The sequence below is a fragment of the Pseudorhodoplanes sp. genome, assembly GCA_032027085.1.
Classification (GTDB): Bacteria; Pseudomonadota; Alphaproteobacteria; order Rhizobiales; family Xanthobacteraceae; genus Pseudorhodoplanes.
The window spans coordinates 4,568,693-4,588,973 of sequence record JAVSMS010000001.1 but is presented as its reverse complement, the minus strand read 5'-3'; the positions used below and the strand labels follow the sequence as shown (position 1 = coordinate 4,588,973).

The 20,281-nt window shown below is 58.6% G+C and carries 20 protein-coding genes; 15 read left to right on the top strand and 5 right to left on the bottom strand.

Annotation, left to right across the window (positions count from 1 at the left end; all coding sequences use genetic code 11):
* Window positions 1-37: 37 nt before the first annotated feature.
* The gene (locus RO009_22465) at window positions 38-1,951 is read left to right on the top strand and encodes a nucleoside-diphosphate sugar epimerase/dehydratase (protein ID MDT3687802.1); all 1,914 of its coding nucleotides are present in this window, start codon (window positions 38-40) and stop codon (window positions 1,949-1,951) included.
* Here RO009_22465 and RO009_22460 read toward each other — a convergent pair.
* The 5 genes from RO009_22460 to RO009_22440 form a co-directional block, all read right to left on the bottom strand.
* Window positions 1,900-2,853, bottom strand: coding sequence for an NAD-dependent epimerase/dehydratase family protein (locus RO009_22460; GenBank protein ID MDT3687801.1), 954 nt, complete (start codon window positions 2,851-2,853; stop codon window positions 1,900-1,902). The two genes, RO009_22465 and RO009_22460, sit on opposite strands and share 52 nt — an antisense overlap.
* Complete coding sequence (locus RO009_22455; GenBank protein ID MDT3687800.1) at window positions 2,853-3,893, bottom strand: glycosyl transferase; 1,041 nt, start codon at window positions 3,891-3,893, stop codon at window positions 2,853-2,855. The genes RO009_22460 and RO009_22455 overlap by 1 nt, the downstream gene beginning before the upstream one ends.
* A 15-nt stretch (window positions 3,894-3,908) precedes the next feature.
* Window positions 3,909-4,904, bottom strand: coding sequence for a KpsF/GutQ family sugar-phosphate isomerase (locus tag RO009_22450; protein MDT3687799.1), 996 nt, complete (start codon window positions 4,902-4,904; stop codon window positions 3,909-3,911).
* 162 nt (window positions 4,905-5,066) lie between these two features.
* Entirely contained in the window at window positions 5,067-5,906 is an 840-nt protein-coding gene (locus tag RO009_22445; GenBank protein MDT3687798.1) for a hypothetical protein, read from the bottom strand.
* A 41-nt stretch (window positions 5,907-5,947) separates the two neighbouring features.
* Window positions 5,948-6,205: a helix-turn-helix transcriptional regulator gene (locus RO009_22440; protein ID MDT3687797.1), complete on the bottom strand. Its 258-nt coding sequence runs from the start codon at window positions 6,203-6,205 to the stop codon at window positions 5,948-5,950.
* 88 nt (window positions 6,206-6,293) lie between these two features.
* On the opposite strand from RO009_22440, the gene RO009_22435 reads away from it, so the two are divergent.
* The 14 genes from RO009_22435 (at window position 6,294) to RO009_22370 (ending at window position 20,272) form a co-directional block, all read left to right on the top strand.
* Window positions 6,294-6,791, top strand: a complete 498-nt coding sequence (locus RO009_22435; protein ID MDT3687796.1) for a siphovirus Gp157 family protein — start codon at window positions 6,294-6,296, stop codon at window positions 6,789-6,791.
* A complete protein-coding gene (locus tag RO009_22430; GenBank protein MDT3687795.1) occupies window positions 6,791-8,071 on the top strand; it encodes a Rad52/Rad22 family DNA repair protein in 1,281 nt (426 codons plus the stop codon). Before RO009_22435 ends, RO009_22430 begins: the two co-directional genes overlap by 1 nt.
* Window positions 8,068-8,535 carry a hypothetical protein gene (locus tag RO009_22425; protein MDT3687794.1) on the top strand — a complete coding sequence of 156 codons (468 nt, stop codon included), beginning with the start codon at window positions 8,068-8,070 and terminating at the stop codon, window positions 8,533-8,535. The genes RO009_22430 and RO009_22425 overlap by 4 nt, the downstream gene beginning before the upstream one ends.
* 324 nt (window positions 8,536-8,859) lie before the next feature.
* On the top strand, window positions 8,860-9,558 hold the full coding sequence (locus tag RO009_22420; protein ID MDT3687793.1) for a winged helix-turn-helix transcriptional regulator: 699 nt from the start codon (window positions 8,860-8,862) through the stop codon (window positions 9,556-9,558).
* A 1-nt stretch (window position 9,559) separates the two neighbouring features.
* Window positions 9,560-10,078 (top strand): transcription termination/antitermination NusG family protein, encoded by a 519-nt coding sequence (locus RO009_22415; GenBank protein ID MDT3687792.1) that lies wholly within the window; start codon window positions 9,560-9,562, stop codon window positions 10,076-10,078.
* Between the two features lie 534 nt (window positions 10,079-10,612).
* Window positions 10,613-11,614: a UDP-N-acetylglucosamine 4,6-dehydratase (inverting) gene (gene pseB / locus RO009_22410; GenBank protein ID MDT3687791.1), complete on the top strand. Its 1,002-nt coding sequence runs from the start codon at window positions 10,613-10,615 to the stop codon at window positions 11,612-11,614.
* A complete protein-coding gene (gene pseC / locus RO009_22405; protein MDT3687790.1) occupies window positions 11,611-12,816 on the top strand; it encodes a UDP-4-amino-4,6-dideoxy-N-acetyl-beta-L-altrosamine transaminase in 1,206 nt (401 codons plus the stop codon). Before pseB ends, pseC begins: the two co-directional genes overlap by 4 nt.
* On the top strand, window positions 12,816-13,664 hold the full coding sequence (locus RO009_22400) for an aldo/keto reductase (GenBank protein MDT3687789.1): 849 nt from the start codon (window positions 12,816-12,818) through the stop codon (window positions 13,662-13,664). Before pseC ends, RO009_22400 begins: the two co-directional genes overlap by 1 nt.
* Window positions 13,661-14,545, top strand: coding sequence for a hypothetical protein (locus RO009_22395; GenBank protein MDT3687788.1), 885 nt, complete (start codon window positions 13,661-13,663; stop codon window positions 14,543-14,545). The genes RO009_22400 and RO009_22395 overlap by 4 nt, the downstream gene beginning before the upstream one ends.
* Window positions 14,542-15,300 carry an SDR family oxidoreductase gene (locus tag RO009_22390; protein MDT3687787.1) on the top strand — a complete coding sequence of 253 codons (759 nt, stop codon included), beginning with the start codon at window positions 14,542-14,544 and terminating at the stop codon, window positions 15,298-15,300. Before RO009_22395 ends, RO009_22390 begins: the two co-directional genes overlap by 4 nt.
* Window positions 15,300-15,998, top strand: coding sequence for an acylneuraminate cytidylyltransferase family protein (locus RO009_22385; GenBank protein ID MDT3687786.1), 699 nt, complete (start codon window positions 15,300-15,302; stop codon window positions 15,996-15,998). The genes RO009_22390 and RO009_22385 overlap by 1 nt, the downstream gene beginning before the upstream one ends.
* A complete protein-coding gene (gene pseG / locus RO009_22380) occupies window positions 15,995-17,452 on the top strand; it encodes a UDP-2,4-diacetamido-2,4,6-trideoxy-beta-L-altropyranose hydrolase (protein MDT3687785.1) in 1,458 nt (485 codons plus the stop codon). The genes RO009_22385 and pseG overlap by 4 nt, the downstream gene beginning before the upstream one ends.
* A gap of 50 nt (window positions 17,453-17,502) precedes the next feature.
* On the top strand, window positions 17,503-18,513 hold the full coding sequence (pseI, locus tag RO009_22375; GenBank protein ID MDT3687784.1) for a pseudaminic acid synthase: 1,011 nt from the start codon (window positions 17,503-17,505) through the stop codon (window positions 18,511-18,513).
* Window positions 18,503-20,272, top strand: coding sequence for an ABC transporter ATP-binding protein (locus tag RO009_22370; GenBank protein MDT3687783.1), 1,770 nt, complete (start codon window positions 18,503-18,505; stop codon window positions 20,270-20,272). Before pseI ends, RO009_22370 begins: the two co-directional genes overlap by 11 nt.
* Window positions 20,273-20,281: the final 9 nt, after the last annotated feature.

Here is a 20,281-nt window from a genome sequence, read left to right as displayed (position 1 = left end):
CGCCGCTATGACATCCGGGACAGGATGCCGGTCGCCAATGGTGGGGTTCAAGAATTTGACTGCTCGCAAAGCTCTGATTGTGGCGCATGATCTCATCGCCACGGCGGCCGCGATTCTCGCGGCCCTTTATTTGCGGTTCGAGACGAGCGGTCTCTCGGAGCGGGCAGACTGGCTTGTCTACATCATCCCCGGCCTCGTGGTCTATGCCGGCATCGTCTACCATTTCTTCCACCTCGACGATGCCAAGTGGCGCTTTGCCTCGCTCCCCGACCTGAACAACATCTTCCGCTCGGCGACGGTGCTGGCGCTATCGCTGCTGGTGCTGGACTACATCCTGTTTGCGCCGAACTTCTACGGCACCTTCTTTTTCGGCAAGACCACGATCCTGCTCTACTGGTTCCTCCAGATGTTTTTTCTGGGCGGGCCGCGCGTCGCCTATCGCTATTTCCGCTATTCGCGCACGCGCATCCAGGCGCGTGCTTCCGAATCGGCGCCGACCCTGATCCTTGGCCGCGCCGCCGACGCCGAAGTGCTGTTGCGCGCGATCGAAAGCGGCGCGGTGAAGAAGACCTGGCCGGTCGGAATCCTGTCGCCCTCTGCGGCCGACCAGGGCCAATCCATTCGCGGCATCCGCGTGCTGGGAGGTTTCGACCAGATCGAAAAAGCGGTCGGTGATCTGGCCGATCGCGGCACCAATGTCAGCCGCGTGGTGCTGACGCCGTCCGCCTTCGAGCCGGATTCCAAGCCCGAGACCATCCTGATGAAGGCGCGCCGGCTGGGGCTTACCACGAGCCGGCTGCCGTCGCTTGAGGATGGCGGCGAAGCATTGCGGCTGGCGCCGGTGGCCGTCGAAGACCTTCTGCTGCGGCCGAGCGTGAAGATCGATTACCGGCGGCTGGAGGATTTCATCAAGGGGCGCTCGGTGGTGGTCACCGGCGGCGGCGGTTCGATCGGCGCCGAGATCTGTGATCGCATCGTCACCTTTGGCGCAGCGCGTTTGCTGGTGGTGGAGAATTCGGAGCCGGCTCTGCATGCGGTTCTGGAAACACTGGCGACCAAGAACAGCGCGGCGCAGGTCGACGGTCGTCTCGCCGACGTGCGCGATCGCGAGCGCATCATGCGGCTGTTTGCCGATTTCAAGCCGGATCTGGTGTTTCACGCCGCTGCGCTGAAGCACGTGCCTTTGCTGGAACGCGACTGGGGCGAGGGCGTCAAGACCAACGTGTTCGGTTCGGTCAATGTCGCGGATGCATCGATCGCGGCCGGTGCCACCGGCATGGTGATGATCTCCACCGACAAGGCGATCGAGCCGGTGTCCGTGCTCGGCGCAACCAAGCGGTTTGCGGAAATGTATTGCCAGTCGCTGGACCAGCAATTCGCGCGCCGCGCCGATGGCGGCAAGCCCCCGATGCGCCTGATCTCGGTGCGGTTCGGCAATGTGCTGGCCTCGAACGGCTCCGTGGTGCCGAAATTCAAGGCGCAGATCGAGGCGGGCGGGCCGGTGACGGTCACGCATCCGGACATGGTGCGCTATTTCATGACCATCCGCGAAGCCTGCGACCTCGTCGTCACCTCGTCGAGCCATGCGCTGTCGCCGCAACGCTCGGATGTCGGCGTCTACGTCCTTAATATGGGCCAGCCGGTGAAGATCCTTGATCTTGCCGAACGCATCATCCGCCTGTCGGGTCTCGAACCCGGACGCGACATCGACATCACCTTCACCGGCATCCGGCCGGGCGAGCGGCTGCACGAAATCCTGTTCGCACAGGAAGAGCCGACGGCGGACATCGGGATCGCCGGTGTTGTCGCGGCGCGGCCGGTCACGCCGTCGATGGAAACGATGAAGGCCTGGCTTGCCACGCTCGAGCAGGGGCTCACGCGCGAGGAACGCTCCGCGATCTATGGCGTGCTGCGCGATGCGGTGCCGGATTTCCGCGGCGAAGCCGCCTGAACCATCGCGGCAAGTCCATCCAGCGTATTGACGGCCGGTCGCCAGCCGGTGGCGCGCAACTTTGCAGCGTCGGCCACCAGCGATCCGCCGATGCGTTCCCAGATGTCGCCGCGCCCAATGAGGCGCAGACAGGCAGCGAAAAAGTCCGGCGGTAGTGAGAAGAGGTGGGGCTTTCGATTCTGCGCGGCGCGCATCATGGCGATGATCTCGGCAAGCGAAACCGGCTCGTTGTCTGCGACGATAAAAGTCTCCCCCTGCATCGATGGCTCGGCGAGCGCATGCCGGATGGCGGCGACGAGATTGTTGACGGCGAGCAACGAACGCTTTTCGTGAAAGTCGGCAAAAGGCAACGGCAATGACGTCTTTGCCAGCCGCAGCACGGTGGCGATATTGCCCTTTACGCCGAGCCCATACATGACGACCGGCCGCAGGATGACAAAGGACGCGCCGCTGCGGCGCACCGCATCCTCGGCGGCGAGCTTGGAGCGGCCATAGGCATCGGTCGGCCGCGGCGTGTCATGCTCGGTGAGAATGTGGTCTGCTGCGGGGCCGGTTTGCGCGCGTATCGATGAGATGAAGATCATCCGGATGTTGCGGGTGGCGCAGGCCTGCGCCAGCGTCTCGGTTACGGCGCGGTTCACGCGATCATAGACGTCATCGGCGATGCCCGCGCCTGCATGGGCGATGCCGGCAAGGTGAATGACGGCGTCAATATCCTGCAGAAGCGGTGTCCAGTCCGGGCCGCTCGCGAGATCGGGCAGATACGCCGGCTCGATATACGCGAGGGAGGGAATGGCAGCGGGATATCGCGCCGCCGCGCGCACCAGAAAATCCGAGCCGGCGAGCGCCCGCGTCAGGGCTTGCCCGACGAACCCGGAAGCACCGGTAATCAGCAGCCGCATCAGGCGCGTTTCCGGCTGAAGGTGATGAGCAGCCAACCGACAAGGGCGAGACCCAGACCGAGCGCGATCATTTGCGTGATTAGATTGGTCTGCCACACCGACCAGGCCGCCAAAGCCACAAGCCCGATATTGACGCCGAACACGCGCCCGACAATCTGCATCACGCTGAAGCCGTGATCGGTGGCGCGCTGATAGAAATGACTGCGATGCGCCTGCCATACCGTCTCGCCGTTGCCGAAGCGGCGCAGCAAGGTGATGGTGGCGTCGGCGAGATAATAAAGCGGCAGCAGCAACGCCGCGACCACATGCCCGGCGCCGGCGAGCAGCAGCAGCAGGTAACCGACGAGCAATCCGATCGGCAGGCTTCCGACATCGCCGAGGAAAAGGTGGGCCACGGGTTTGTTGAACGGCGCGAAACCGAGCAGGGCGCCGAACAGCGCCAGCGCAAGCACGGTTGCGTGCAAGGGCAGGCCGGCGACAGCGGACAGCACGATGAGGCCGCCGGTGACAGGGAGGATTTCCGCGACCGTCATCCAGTCGAGGCCGTCCATGAAGTTGACGAGATTGACAAACCAGAGGCCGGCGATCAGCAACAGCGCGCGCTCGAGCCACCAGGGAAGAAACGGCGTGAGGGCGAAGTCGGCGGGCAGGCTCGCCAGCACCAGTGCGACAGCGACCGCCTGGCCGAGCAGGCGCGGTGCAATCGCGAGTGTGCGGATGTCGTCAACCGCGCCGATGAGAGCGATGAAGACTGTCGCGAAAAGGACAGGGCCGAATGTCGCGCCAAAGGGTGAGGCCGCATCCTTCAGCATGAATGTCGCAATGGCGGACAGGACCAGCGCGGCCGTCATCACGGCGATGCCGCCGCCCTGCGGCGTCGGCGTCTTGTGTGAGGAGCGCGCATTCGGGCGCGCCAGCGCGTAGCGCAGGAGCAGGGGCTTAAGCCAGACAATCAGCGCGATGGTGACTGCCGCACTCGCCGCCACGATGGCGAATCCGAGCATCATCGAAGATGGAAGGGGCTCAGACAGAGCGCGCATGCGGGATCGCGGGCGTCAGGCGACGCCGACGCGCAGGAGATCGTGCAGATGCACGACGCCGATCGGCTTCGCATTGTCCACGACGAAAATTGCGGTGATCTTCGACGCGTTCAGAATCTCGATTACTTCGCTGACCAGTTGATCGGGGCGGCAGGTCTTGGGGCCTTTGGTCATCACCTCATCAACGCTCGCCTCGGTGAGGCCCGGGCGCATGTGGCGCCGCAGATCGCCGTCGGTGATGATGCCTATGAGGTGTCCGCCCTGATCGGTGATGCCGACGCAGCCGACGCTCTTCGCCGACATTTCGACAATGGCGTCCGACATGCGCGATCCGCTGGTGGCGAGCGGCACGCCCTCGCCCGAGCGCATCACATCGCGCGTGAATTTCAGCATGGCGCCGAGCCGGCCGCCGGGATGCAGAACCTTGAAGTCGAGTTCGGTGAAGCCGCGGCTTTCCAGCAGGGCGACCGCCATCGCGTCACCGAGCGCGAGCTGCATCAGGGATGACGTGGTGGGTGCGAGATTGTGCGGGCAGGCCTCGCGCGCCTGCGGCAGGACGAGCGCGACATCGCAGGCGCGGCCAAGCGTTGAGTCGGCCTCCGCGGTGACGGCGATCAGCCCGATCTTGAAGCGGCGCGAATAGTCGATGAGGTTTTTCAGCTCCACCGTCTCGCCCGACCAGGACAATGCCATGATCACGTCATCCGGCGTGATCATGCCAAGATCGCCGTGGCTCGCCTCGCCCGGATGGACGAAAAAGGCCGGCGTGCCGGTGGAGGCGAAGGTGGCGGCGATCTTGCGCCCGACATGGCCGGACTTGCCCATGCCGGTAACGATCAGGCGGCCCTTCGCCTCGCGGATCAGGTCCACAGCCGCGATGACGGCGGGCCCCAGACCGTTCTGCAGCGCCTGCGACAGCGCAGCGATGCCGCTTGCTTCTGCGTCCAGGGTGCGCAGGGCGGAGGAAATGAAGCCTTGGATGTGTGTCTGCGGTTTGATGTTTGGTTTCACGCCTCACCCCGGTCAGGCCCGCAGTCATATTGCCCGAGCGGGCACAAATACAGGAGGAAATCGCCGAGTATTGGCTAAGGGGTGATTTCGTAATTTTCTCAATTGATTAGTTGAGACAGGCCAATCAAATCGTTTCGGAAAAAATACAACTTAAAATTGTACTCACCTATGACGTGCCTCCAGGTTGCGTGGCTGATGCGCAATGGCCAGCTGACCCTTGGGCGTCGCCGAGCCCGCTTCGATCTGCTGGATGAAGCGCGACTGCATCAAGCGTCTGATTGCCTTGTCGATGATCGCGTCGAGGCGTTCTTCCAGCGCGATTTCTCTTTCCAGCCAATCGGTCGTGACGATCTCGGCGAGTTGGGCATTGATGCTTTCTGATGACGATTCTTCAGCTTTGAATTTTTCACGCGCAGCAGGAAGAAGAATATCGTTGATTTCATGCCACAATGCTTCGATCCATTTCTGTGGATTCCGGAATTTGGTTCGCGGGACATGTGTCTGGAGATGCTCAGATGCCTGTTTCGGTAGATATTTAATTGCAGAATCAACGATGCTTGGATTTGAGTTGCGAAAAAGTCTCCCAATGAATTGAAGTAACTGCTCCAGCTCGCTGTGCTTTATGTAAGGATATCCTGGAGTACTCGCATATTCACACGCTCTCTTAAAACGTTCGACCGGATCGATAGGGTCATTATCGAGGAGAGGACCAGGTGCGGCCAAAAGCAGAGCAAATTTGTCTTCTGTCGCATCTGCTTTGGTGGTTTCGTCCAGCTTCTTTCTCAGGAGAGCCGCCCGCATCGCATTTAATTGCTTTTTTCGCCAGATGGCTTTGGCCATGCAATACACGGCATCGGACTCAATGAGGTTTTTAGGATTCCACTCATCGACCAGCGTTTGGTGAAGCTCATCGAATTCGGTTTGGCTCTCGCCTGGGAGAACGACGCTGGCTGAAAAGATGCCGTGTTTGAGCGCATTCAACTTGCGGTTCTTCGGCGGCATATATTTCACCTCCCGCAGGGACGGGTCGCGCGCAACTTACGTCACGATTTTTTGCTTCGTTTCGTTAAGGAAAGTCTGACGCCAATCCCGTTTAAGGCATCCGCATACAAAAATTGAACGCCCGCACGTTCGAAGGCCTGTTCAATCTTACTAAGCGTACTGACGTTTCCGCTCGCAAAGTTTTCCGACGTCTCCAATCTCCGAACCGTGGCGACGCCGACATCGGCAGCGCGCGCTAAGTCCTCTTGCCGCCAACCCAAGAGCGCTCTGGCGGCACGTATTTGTTCGATGCGCAACATAACAAAAAATCTCCGATTCCGGAGAGCTTGACAAGGTGTCATGATTGATATTATAAATATCAATATAGATATTTAAAGGAGACTTCCAATGTATCTAGCTCTAGCAACTGCCTCCTATAAAGAAATGCATCGCCGACTGAAGGAAAGCGACCCAACCCTTGACGAGGAAACACTAGCCGACACGGTGGAAGGACTGACTGATCTGCATGAGATCGTCGCCGCGATCATGCGCTCGGCGTTGATCGACGAGGCGCTTGTCGATGGCTTGAAGCTCCGCATCGGCGACATGGAGGCGCGACTTGAACGGCTGCAGGATCGGGCTTCCAAGCGAAGGGCCATCGCGCGCGACGTGATGACCGACACGGGCATCACCAAGATAACGTTGCCTGATTTCACGATTTCCATCCGGCCTGGGACGCCATCGCTCGTTGTGACGAACGAAGCGGAAATCCCGGGTCGTTTTTTTGAGCCGCGCGAGCCGAAGCTGAATCGCCAGGCTCTGCTGGCGGACCTCAAGCAGGGAGCGCAAATCGCCGGCGCTGCACTCTCCAATCCGCAACCGGTGCTGAGCGTGAGGACAAAGTGATGGGCTTTACTCGCAAACAGCAGCGGCTGCTGCGCCAGAACATCAAACGCGAGCATCTTCGCAGTCGTGAGATTCAAGGTCGCGAGATCACCTATATTGAAGGCGGGCACGCGATTGAGGAGGCGAACCGCATCTTCGGGTTTTCAGCCTGGGACAGAGAGACTGTCGAGGCGAAGTGCGTTCTCGCCCGCGAAATCCGTGGTCAGTTCACGGCGGTTTATCTAGCCAAGGTCCGGATCACCGTGCGCGCAGAAAACGAGACCATCTTGCGGGAAGGTCAGGGCACGGGCGAGGCACAAGGGGCAACGCCCGGTGAGGCACACGACAAGGCTCTCAAATCTGCCGAGACGGATGCCACGAAAAGAGCATTGGCCACCTTCGGGCGACCTTTTGGATTGGGACTTTACCTCGGCGCTACGAACGTGCGGCCGAATGGAAATAGAGCAGGAGCAGCACATCGGCATGACGCAGATAGCGTCAGAAGCGGCGCGGAACGAGCATCAGCGCCACGTGCGCAATGGCCCAGTTCGGCGGTGCGGCCGGAAGCCCAAGCCGAACAGGGGACAGTCTACCCGAAGACGGACAATGTCGCAGCGACGCAACCGAGAGGCGCGCAATCTAGTAAGCTACAGCAGCCCGCCAATGATCCGCCAGGCTCTGTGCCGCGGCCGGGAATAGACATACCGGGCGTAATGCCTCCGCCATTCCTCCAGGCCGATGCGCAAGGTCAGCCGGATGACGTCAAAAGCCTTGGCATGCCGGCTCGCAAAGCCACGTCTCATGCCGACCAGACTGTGACTTTTCACCCGGCCGACAATGAGAACGCGACGCGGCGTATCGACAAGTCGGTGCTTATGCTCGGAGCTCCGAAACGGTTCCGGGATAAGAAGCACCTTCAGTATGTGGCAAATCAACCCTGCCTCGTCTGCGGTCGGGCGCCTTCGGATGCTCATCACTTGCGCTTTGCACAAGACCGGGCGCTCGGCCGCAAGGTCAGTGATGAGTTCACCGTACCGCTCTGTCGTGGACATCACCGGCAGCTTCATCAATCCGGTAACGAGATTGACTGGTGGCAAGTCGTCGAAATCGATCCGCTTCCCATAGCCGCACAGCTTTGGCAGGAGGGCCGCAAGCGGAAAAATGTACTTGTCACGAGCTATTCCGACTTAGGGGATATCCCGCGCGAGGCAAACGTCATTATTCGCCGCGAGAAGGCGGAACCTGCTGCTCAATCTCCCCGAGAGACCGAGCGGACTTCCAATCGGGGTGAGCAGGCATGACCTCGCAACGGCAGATCGCTGCAAACAGAATGAACGCGCAGCGCAGCACGGGACCGCGAACCGAGGTGGGCAAAATCAAATCCCGTCGAAATGCTATCCGTCACGGGCTCACGGCCGAGACCGTAATCGGAGTGTTGGAGCGGACGGAAGATTATCGCGCGTTCGAGCGTGCGATCTTCAAGGAGTACCGGCCGCGCTCAACGCTTGAGCACGAGCTTGTAATACGGCTTGCCTCGCTGCTTTGGAGGCTCCGGCGCGCGACAGCGATCGAGACGGGCCTGTATGCTATTCAGGCGGGTATCCAACAAGGTCCGTCGGCAAAATCGTCGCCGCCGAGCGCACCAGGAATATTCGAAATAATGTGCCCCGTGAATGATATTGGCCGGGAGCGATTGGCATACAAACAGCCGGCCATCCTCGTTGAAGATGCGTTTGTGAAACAGTCCAATGCGCTGGTCCAGTGAGGCACTTCGCAGTGTAATCTACGTCTCATGAACGTAAGCGGTGATGTCTTCGAACGCGCCGGCCAGTACGAGCGGCGCTTATGGGGGCAAGTGGATCGAATTCTTGCTGCGATTGATTTGGCGCGGTCAGCGTCAAGTTGATATGTCCTGTATCCAGATGCTTGCGCAAAACATGAATAAATTCAGCTCGCCAGCGGGCTGTCTGAGCGCAAACGTTAAGAACTAAGAAATCGCCAATTTGGGGTGATGAGCCGTAAACGGGCCCGATTCCGCGACGTTGCCACCCGTTGCATGCATTGCTGGAGGGTGCTATCTGTTCACAAAATGAACATGGATGCTGACAGTAATAGCCCCACCGCGGGCCCGGCCACGGTGGCGGCCCGCGAGCCGCGTGACATTGAGGATTCTCTGCACGTGTTGAGAATTCTGCAGGCCATCGATAGCGGCGAGAAGGTAACTCAGCGTGCTGTCGCAAGTGAACTGGGAATTGCGGTCGGTCTGGTCAATGCGTACGTCAAACGCTGCATGAAAAAGGGCTGGGTCAAGATGAAAAGCGCACCGGCCCGGCGCTATGCGTATTATCTTACACCCGCAGGATTTGCCGAGAAATCCAAGTTAACTGCCAGCTATTTTGCTCACTCCTTTTCGTTTTTTCGAACCGCGCGTAGCGATTGCCAGCAGGTGCTGGATGAAGCATCCGCACGCCGCATGCGGACTATCATTCTGGTGGGAGCGAGCGAACTCGCCGAAATCATGATTTTATGTGCCGCCGATCAATCCGTCGACATCGCTGCCGTGATTGACTGCAAGAAGAGCGGCCGCGTTGGCGGCGTTTTGGTGCTGCCAGATTTTGAAGGTGGGCCTCGCGTTGATGGTGCGGTCATCACGGACCTTGTCGACCCACAGGCTGCAATGCTGAAGGCTGTGGCAGTCATGGGCGAAAGTCGCGTTCTTACGCCGGCGATGTTGCGCGTGCGCCCATCACGTGCCGTTACAACTAGTTTAACCGCGTTAGGAAAATGAAATGAGTGCGCCCGCATTGACGGACGGTCAGAGCTGGTACGTCGCGTTCACGCATCCGAATGCGGAGGCGCGTGCCGTCATGCATCTTCGCAATCAGGGATATGCCACCTATTTTCCGCGCATTCTCAAGAAACGGAAATTCGGCCGTCGCATTGAGCGCGCCCCGGCGCCACTGTTTCCGCGGTATGTTTTCGTTGGGCTCGACATTCATTATCAACGGTGGCGGTCAGTGAATGGTACAGTCGGTGTTTCGCATCTCGTTTGTCATGGCGATCGACCGGCGTCGGTAGATGAGTGCGTGATTAAAAGCATCGCATCTCGCGAGAAGGAGGGGCTGGTGCAGTTGACACCGACGCGGTTTGACATTGGGCAGGCTGTTCGCATTGTGGACGGTGTGTTTGCCGATCAGCTTGGATTATACGAAGGCCTTGGCGAGCGTGACCGGGTGCGCATTCTGCTCGACCTCCTCGGCCGGAAGGTAAAGGTCATGATTGAGAACGACTCCGTAGTGGCGGCCTGACGTTAAAGTATTCTAATTCAGACATGGCGGCACGCGACGTCGCTGTCGATGAGCGGGCTGCGGGGCCCGAGGTCGCTTCTCTAATCAACAGGTCTGATTTCATATGGAGCGGATGTTAGGGCAGGGTCGAGAGTATTCTCAGCGGATTCCGGTTTCCTGGCGCCGGAGTGTGACAAGCTTTCTGAGGAAGCGAAGTGGCGGCTAAGGCCCCTGATCGAACCTCTCGAGAATGCAATTCGAGTTCGTGCCGAGGTTCAAAGTGCCTGTCGATTGACACCATGTTCATTCTATGAACATGGTGTTCTACGCTCGGTCGAGGCTGAGAGTTGGACTGAGAAGCCGACGGCCTGTTGAGTAATGCTGGGATCGGGGTTTACGTCGATCCAATGTGATCAGTGTCTCTAGGCTGCGATGGCTTAAGTCAGTCGCAGTGCGGTAGCTATCCGTCAATCCCAAGCCTAATCGAAAGAACTCATGTCTTTGAATTCCGGTATTGTATGTACCGCGCCTAGAATATTCCACGCCCGGTACGACATCTTCAACGGAAAAAGCATTCTGGTTACCGGCGGGTCCGGTTCCTTCGGTAATGCATTTGTTAGGCGGGTGCTCGACAAGAGCGCGCCTGAGCGACTGATCATATTTTCTCGCGATGAACTCAAGCAATACGAGATGACCGACGCGTTGCGGTCATACGATAATAGTCACTGCCTTCGCTTCTTCATCGGTGATGTTCGGGACGCGTCACGATTGGAAATGGCGCTCGGCAATGTGGACTATGTCGTACACGCTGCCGCTCTTAAGCAGGTTCCGACCGCGGAATACAATCCGTTTGAATGTGTGCATACAAACGTCTTGGGTGCTGAGAATGTTGTGCGTGCTGCGCTTCGCTGCGGCGTAAAGCACGTGATTGCCCTTTCGACCGACAAGGCAGCTAGTGCAGTCAATTTGTACGGAGCGACGAAGCTAGCTTCGGACAAAATTTTTGTGGCGGCAAACCGGCTGGTAGGTAACCACGACGTGCGCTTTTCTGTGGTTCGCTATGGCAACGTGCTGGGGTCCCGCGGGAGCGTGCTTCCGCTTTTTACCCGTCTGATCGCCCAAGGCGCGAAGAAACTTCCGATCACCGATCCGCGCATGACCCGCTTTTGGATCACGCTTGAGCAGGGAGTTGATTTTGTTGTGTCCTGCTTCAGTATGATGCGCGGCGGTGAAATTTTCGTGCCTCGCATTCCTTCCATGCGAATTGTTGATCTTGCTCGTACTCTAGGACCAAATCTCGAGCACGAGATCATCGGAGTGCGGCCTGGTGAAAAGCTGCACGAAGTGATGATCACGGAGGAAGACTCACGTCAGACGATCGAGCTTGCGGACCGGTATATAATGCGTCCGCCGTGGAAATCCTGGCCGATCGAGGAGTTACGCAAGCAGGGCGCTCGTGAAGTGCCAGAAAATTTTCGCTTCGGCAGCGACAACAATACCGAATGGCTCGACGCGGCGGCGTTAACGAAGCTCTTAGGAGAAAAGCTGCCCCGATGACGGGTGTGTTGCCGTACGGCCGTCAATTCGTTGACGAGGCCGATATTGCCGCGGTGGTCGCAGTGCTGCGTAGCGGTTTTCTCACGACGGGCCCTGCGGTTACGGCGTTCGAATCCGCCCTTGTGAAGGCAACTGATTCTACTCATGCAGTTGCGTGCATCAACGGGACGGCGGCGCTGCATCTCGCAATGCTAGCGCTTGGGATCGCTGAAGGCGATCTCGTTATAGTGCCCAGTATGACCTTTCTCGCCAGCGCCAATGCCGTACGTTATGTCGGCGCCGAGGTGGTATTCGCCGACGTTGATCCGGATACAGGCCTGCTCACGCCTAGCGCACTTGAATCTGCGGTGGCGCGATCGCCGAAGCCGCCACGCGCGGTCATTGCCGTGCACCTAAATGGTCAGACCGCAGATCTCGATGGTCTCGCGGCAGTGTGCAAAAGCATTGGTGCGTTCTTGGTCGAGGATGCTTGCCATGCTCTCGGAGCTGAGCATCATTATAGCATCGGGAAGGGCGTGGTGGGAGACACGCGTCGGTCGCACCTTGCATGTTTCTCGTTCCATCCGGTTAAGACTGTTACGACCGGAGAGGGCGGTGCAGTTACCACGCGCGACCCTGTGCTCGCCGAAAGGCTCGCGCGGTTTCGCAATCACGGCATGAGCCGTATTCCGGATAGCTTCACAATCGATGAGTTGGCGTTCGGCCCCAACGGGGAAATCAACCCGTGGCATTATGAAATGTCGGAGATTGGTTATAATTTTCGGTTGAGCGATCTAAACTGCGCGCTCGGCGTCAGCCAGCTTGCTAAGTTGCCGGTGTTTCTCCAGCGGCGCAGGGCACTCGTGGAACGTTATGATAACTTGATCGGTTGTCTATCGCCAATAGTACAGCCAGTGCGGCGTGTCGCTTGGTGTCATCCCAGCTGGCATCTCTACGCCGTGCACTGCGACTTCGAGAAGGCGGGCCGGTCGCGGGCCCGGGTGATGAGTGAATTGCGTGAGCGGGGCATCGGCACTCAGGTTCATTACATTCCGGTGCATCGGCAGCCTTATTACATGCGACGCTACGGAAGCATAAATCTTCCTGGCGCAAACAGCTATTTTTCTCGCCAGCTCTCGCTCCCACTATTTTTTGGCATGGATGATAATGATCCTGCGCGAGTGGTAAACGCCCTGCGCGACGCGCTTGGTATGAGCGCATGATGGCACGTCTAGTAATTGGTACTGCGCAATTTGGGCTGGACTATGGTTTGGTAAACAGCCGGCGAAAGCTGTCCAGTGCCGATGCTGCAACAATCTTGGCATTGGCTCGAGATAGCGGTGTCAGTTGGTTGGACACAGCTGCAGCTTACGGTGATGCTGAACATCTCCTAGGCGAGTGTGGCGTCGAAGATTTCCGGGTCGTCACTAAGATTCCGTCCTTGCGTGAGCCGACGTGCGCATCAGTCATTGAGCAATGCCGGAGTTCACTTAAGCGGTTGCGACTACCCTATGTTCATGCGCTGCTCATTCACAATGCCGCCGATTTGATGGGGTCAGACGCGGCGGAGGTGTATGCCGGGCTCGTTGCAGCAAGAGATGAGGGTTTGACCGAGCGCATTGGCGCATCCGTCTACGAAGCGGGCGAAGCGATCGCGCTAGTCGGACGCTTCGATCTCGACGTTATTCAATGCCCTCTTTCTGTCCTCGATGTACGCATGGCGGCTGCCATCGAGGCGATGTCAGAACGTGGCATTGCAATACATGTGCGATCGATTTTCCTGCAAGGTCTCGCCCTGCAGCCGCCGCAAGAGATACCGGATCGCCTCGCTGGCCTGCGTCCCTATGTCTCCAATTTTCAAACGCGTGCCACTGAGCATGGATTGTCGTCGATCGAAGCCGCTCTCTCGTTTGCCAGGGATTGGCCGGGGGTTGAAGGCGTCGTAGTGGGCGTGTCGAGCGTCTTGGAGTTCAAGGAAATTGTCGCGGCATTCAACGGGGGCGGACGCTTCATCGCTAATCTAGCTACGATGCCAGATTCAAGCTTGGTGGATCCCCGACGGTGGGAATGATCCGGCTCGGCATTATCGGGATTTCGGAAGGCAACGGACACCCATATTCGTGGGCGGCAATTTGCAATGGCTACGATCAAGAAGCGATGGCGCAATGTGGTTTCCCGTCAATCCCCGACTATCTTGCCCAGCGAATATGGCCGCAAGATCGACTGGACGGGGTAACCGTGACGCATGTCTGGGCGCAGGACAGCGATCGCGCCCGTCACATCGCTAAGGCAAGCCGTATCAGAACGGTTGTAAGTAAACCCGAACAGATGATTGGCGCTATCGACGGGCTTCTTCTCGCGCGTGACGATGCCGAGAACCACGCCGCTCTGTCAGCTCCGTTTCTTGCTTCCGGAATTCCCGTCTACATCGACAAGGCGCCGGCCCTGAGTGTGACGGATTTTGACGGCATCTGCGCGCGGCAGAGCAGACCCGGTCTCCTCTTTACTGGAACTGCTGTGGCTTATGCCTCCGAATTGAAACTCGACAGCGCGGTACGTGACGCGATCGGGCCGATCCGACATGTGATTGCGATGACACCCAAGAGCTGGGACCGCTACTCAATTCACATCATCGAGCCGGTACTGCGGCTTCTTGGAACCGACGCAATCCCAGAAATTTGTCGAACGTGGTCGCACGAAGGAGCACGTGGACTTGATGCCTCCATCGGTGAAGCTCTGGTACAGTTTTCGGCGCTGGGTTCGATCACATCGCCGATCGCCCTGCGTGTCATCGGTGAAAACAACTGGACTGATCTCATATTTCGCGATCCCTTTTCGTGTTTCCGCGCTGCGCTCAGTGATTTCGTCGGCGGCATCCGTGACGGCTATTCCCGTTGCGACCTAGGCGTAGTGCGCCAGGCTATCTGGATATTGGAGCAGGGGCGGGGATGAGGGCGGTTCTTATTACCGGCGCCACGGGCAAGTTTGGCCATCTGCTCGTCGCCGACCGGCTGTTCCGCGGAAATACGGTGATTGCCGTTGGACGACGCAAGGAAGCACTTGCCGTGCTGAGTGAAGTTCATGCCGCAGACGTGCAGGCGAAAAAGCTTTTTACCGTGGACTGCGATCTAACGTTAGCCGATTCAGCAGCGCGTGTCGTGGAACGGTGCCGCGCGGCGGGTGTAATGCCGAATTATCTCATCAACAATGCGCGCAACCTTGCATTTTTGCAAAGCGGCCCGGATGGTGCAATTGTTCGCGAGAATTTCATTGCTGAGCTGACGCTCGACGTAGTCGTTCCTGGAGAGTTGACGCTGGCATTCGCTAACTCGCCCAACGCGAAGCTTGAGCGGGTAGTTAATATAGGATCGCAGTATGGACTCGTTGCACCCAATCGGGCGCTTTATGTCGATCATGCGTCCCAACCGCCGATCCAATATGGTGTCGCGAAGGCCGCACTGATCCATTTGACTCGCGAGTTGGCGGTGCGCCTTGCACCGCGTGTTCAGGTCAATTGCGTTTCGTTCGGAGGTGTCGAAGGGCGTGCCGATGTCGAGTTGCAGCGCCGCTATGCGAGCCTTGCGCCCACAGGCCGCATGCTGCGGGAAGACGAGATCGCGGGACCCGTCGATTTTCTTCTCTCGGATGCAAGTTCGGGAATGACAGGCCATAATCTCGTGGTTGACGGCGGGTGGACTGTATGGTGATGCGAGCGATCGCGATCATTCCGGCGCGCGGCGGATCGAAGCGGATTCCGCGCAAGAATGTTATCGACTTCGCTGGGAAGCCGCTTCTGGCCTGGACCATTGATGCGGCGCTCGGTAGCGGTCTGTTCGACTACGTACTTGTATCGACGGACGATGCTGATATCGCGACTTGCGCTCGCGCTTATGGTGGACAAGTTCCGTTTTTGCGGGATTCTGCGGCCGACGACACAGCGCCGGTGGCCGCGGCCACGCTTGCGGCGCTACGTCAGGCTGAAATTCACTGGGGCCAGAATTATGATACAGTCGTGCAGTTGATGCCGAACTGCCCGCTGCGTGACAGCACCGATATCGCTGTCGCGTTTGATCGTTTCCGCGCGACCCGGGCACCGTTCCTGTTGAGCTGCTTCCGGTACGGCTGGATGAACCCGTGGTGGGCGCACCGGCTTGATGCTTCCGGTCGGCCGGAAGCACTGTTCAAGGAGGCGTTAACCAAACGCAGTCAGGAACTCGACGACCTCTATTGTCCGAGTGGGGCGATCTGGATCGCGAACGTTGCGGCTCTGCGCGAGAGCGGCACCTTCTATGGAGCCGGACATATTTTTCATCCAATCGACTGGCGCTCTGCAGTGGACATCGATGATGTCGACGATCTTGATCTGGCACTTTCCATACGGCATATGCGGGAGAGAGCCGGATGAGGTCGCGGCACGCCGTAATTCGCGCGGATGCTTCGGTGGCGATCGGCGGCGGCCACGTTGTGCGCTGCCTCGCGCTGGCGCAGGGTCTCACGCGTGACGGGTGGATGGTCAGTTTTGCGGGAACGGTCGAAACGCCTTCTGTTGTGCCGGCGCTGACTCGGTCACCGTATCGCTGGATCTCGCTGGAGCACCCCGCAAGCGCGGACGAAATGCAGGCAGCCGTTCCTGGGGGCTGTGATTTGCTCGTAATTGATCATTACGGCCTTGACGCCGTGTATGAGTCTGCATGCCGTTCTTGGGCGCGCAGAATTGTCGTGATTGACGATCTCGTCGACCGGGATCATGACTGCGACATTCTCATCGATCCAATGCCGGACCGCCCAATCTCTTCCTACCCTCCTCGTGTCGGTAAAGGGACTTGCATCGCTTCCGGTCCAAGTTACGCGCTGCTGCGTCCTGCCTTCGCCTCCGTGCGGGCGACAAATCGCGATAGACATGTTCAGCGTGTCCTGCTGTCACTTGGAACCGCCGATACATCCAACCAGCTTGCAACTCTGGTCGCGGCCGTCGCAGATACAACAGAAGGCGTTTCAGTTGACGTTGCCGTAGGGGCCGCGGCGCGCGATCTTCCGTCCATTCGCGAAGCCGCGCGCGTAGCCAATGCGCGACTCCATGTCGATGCCACCAATATGGCGGAGCTAATGCGCGATTCAGATATCGCCGTTATCGCCGCAGGCGGCACCACTTGGGAAGCAGCATGTTTGGGTTTGCCTATGGTCCTGATGATAACGGCTGACAATCAACGTGCGGTCGCAGAGACCGTGGCGGCTCGATCTGCCGGGATCGTCGCAGCTACCACACAAGAAGCAGCGTCTTATGTGCGCGCATTGGTGGCGGACGCAGGGCTGCGTAATGCGTTGTCGTCTGCGGCATCGGCGTTGTGCGACGGCTTTGGCACGCAACGTGCCGTGCTGCTGGCGAATCCAGAAAGCGATTCGGCGGGCCGCGCCGTCACGCTGCGGCCTGCAACGCTCGACGACACCGATCTTATCTTCCGATGGCAGCAAGCCCCGGAAACACGCCGATTTGCCCGCAATCCGGCAGTTCCCACCGCGGAAGTTCATCGGGCGTGGATGGAGCAAACTCTGGGATCGCGACAGTCGCTGTTGCATCTCGTGGTCAGGGACAATGTATCTGTTGGACTGCTGCGGCTCGATCGGACGGACAATGACGACTACGAGATATCGATCGTCACAGATCCCGCCACTTACCGGCAGGGTATTGGACTCGCAGCACTCAAACTCGCTCGCCGTTTTCTTCCCGACGCGCGACTGGTAGGGCAAATTTTGCCAGGCAACGAACCGTCGCGGCGACTATTCGAAAAAGCGGGCTTTCGCGCTTTCGGGAACGGCTGGTTCGCTCATGAAAATTTGCATTTGAAAGCTTCTGCATGAGCGAATTGGCTATAGCAGGGCGGCGGATCGGTCCAGAATATCCCCCGTACATGATCGCTGAAATGTCCGGCAATCATAACGGCGACATTAAACGCGCCTTCGCGCTGATTGAGGCGGCGAAAGCAGCCGGAGCTGACGCGATCAAGCTACAAACCTACACTGCGGATACGATCACGATTGATCATTACGGCCCTGGATTTGTTATCCAAGGCGGCCTATGGGACGGCTGGCGTCTTTATGACCTCTATCGTCAGGCACATACGCCTTGGGAATGGCATGAAGACTTGTTCGCCAAAGCCCGTGAGGTAGGACTCACGGTGTTCAGCAGCCCGTTCGACGAGACCGCCATCGAACTGCTAGAATCACTAGGTGCGCCAGCCTACAAGATAGCTTCGTTTGAGGCCGTTGACCTGCCGCTCATTAGGCGAGCTGCCGCCACGAGAAAGCCGGTTATTATTTCGACTGGCATGATCGACGCGGACCAAATTGCCGAGGCACTTGACGCTGCCGCCCATCCTCATGGAGCCTCGCCTATTCTTTTGCATTGCGTCAGCGCCTATCCGGCACGGCCCGAAGAGGCGAATCTCCGCACCATCGGTGACATGGCAAAGCGGTTCGGCGTTGTTATTGGATTGTCGGACCATACAATGGGAACCGAGGTCGCTGTCGCCGCTGTTGCCTCTGGCGCATGCGTGATCGAAAAGCACATGACGCTCTGTCGGGCTGATGGTGGGCCAGACGCAAAGTTCTCGCTGGAACCCGCCGAGTTCGTCGAACTGTGCCATGCCTGCCGCAACGCTTGGGCCGCGATGGGTTGCGTGACTTATGAGCGAACCGAAGGCGCAAAAGGCAATATCGTGTTTCGCCGCTCGCTCTACATCGTCCGCGACGTCAACGCAGGAGAGACCCTCACTGCAGAGAACGTACGCTCCATTCGTCCAGGCCATGGCCTTCCGCCGAAGTATTTGCCAGATGTGCTCGGCCGCAAAGCGACGCGAGCACTGAAGCGCGGAATGCCACTAGATTGGACTATGGTTTCAAGAGACAGAAATGTCAGCTGACTCTGCAAACAACCAAGGGCCGACGGTCCGCCGCGACAACCTAGCTGCGGTTTTTATTGAGTTTTTGCGCGACGATCCGCTCAGGCTTCTGCTCGCGCTAGCGGTGGTCTTGATCGCGGGAATTTTCGAGGGCATCGGCATCCTGACGTTGCTGCCGATCATCGTGATAGCCATTGGTGGTGAGCACTCGAGCGGTGGCATCGCGCAAACAGTTAGTTCTGCGTTGGCGGCTATTGGAATTCCGGCACATTTCGGTGTGCTGCTCTCCATCACCGTCGTCGCAGTGGTCGCGACAGCCGTTCTGAGGCTTGTCTCCACGCTGATAGCTGGTAATGCTTCTGTCGAAGTCGCAGCGCAGATGCGCCTCAGCCTTGTGCGCGCCTTCATGCAAGCGCGGTGGTCGTATTTTATCCGCCAATCGACTGGACGGTTGACCAACGCCGTGACTAACGAGGCGAACCAGGCAGCTAGCCTGTATTCATCCTTGATCTCTCTAGTGGCCACGGTCCTACAAGTTTTGATTTATGTGACCATCGCGCTGTTCACTTCGTGGCAGGTGACGGTGGCCGGTCTTCTCGTCGGGCTGTTGATGGTTGCGTCGCTGCACGCGCTTGTGCATGTGACACGGCTCGCTGGACGGCGTCAGGTCATGGCCATGGCCGATTTGATGAGCCGCGTGGTCGAAGGTCTCCAACTCATCAAGCCGCTCAAGGCAATGGCGCGTGAGGACCGTCTTGCGCCACTACTTGAGTCCGACACGCAGGAGCTGAAGACGGCGCAGCGCAACCTCCTTCTCGCAACGACATTGATGTCAATCGCGCAGGAGCCGATCTTCGCCATTTTCCTCGCGATCGGACTATACTGCGCGGTTCGTTGGCTGAATTATCCGATCGCTGAATTATTGTTTATGGTCGTGGTGTTCCAGCGGTTAGTGTCGCGGATTGGCACAGTCCAAATCCTTTATCAAAAGGCCGCTTCGTTCGAGAGCAGCTACCGCGTCGCGCGTGACATTCTCGTGGAAGCGCGATCCGAGCAGGATCAAGTGCTTCATGGAAGGGTTGTACCGCGACTTGAGCGCAGTATTGCACTGCGCCACGTCAATTTCAGCTACGACGCGGTGCCCGTTCTTTGCGATGTGTCGATGGTGATTCCAGCGGGTCAGATGACGGCTCTCATAGGCCCGTCAGGTGCAGGGAAATCCACTCTGATCGATATTCTTCTCGGAATGAGCATTCCGAACTCGGGAGAAGTTGAGATCGATGGGACGCCATTGTCGCAGATCGACATTTCCAAATGGCGGAGACTCATCGGCTATGTTCCGCAGGATGTCGTGCTTTGGCATGATACGATCGCCAACAATGTCAGCCTGCGGGACCCTGCAATTGCCGAGCAGGAGATCGAAGCCGCGCTTCGCGGCGCAGATGCGCTTGCTTTTGTAACAGAGCTTCCTGACGGAATGCGAACAATGGTCGGCGAGCGCGGCGCACGACTTTCTGGCGGTCAGCGTCAACGCATTTCGATCGCGCGCGCGCTTGTACGCAACCCGCGTTTCCTGGTTCTGGACGAGCCAACCACGGCGCTCGATCCTGATGCCGAAAAAGCTATCTGCGGTACACTGCGCAATCTCGCAAAGGACATTACTGTCCTCGCGATCTCTCACCAGCCTGCCATCATCGGCGCAGCCGATAGAGTCTATGATCTTTCACAAGGTAGCATCGTATTGCGTGGGTCAGAACAAACCGTCGCAGCGGCGATATGAGCGATATGA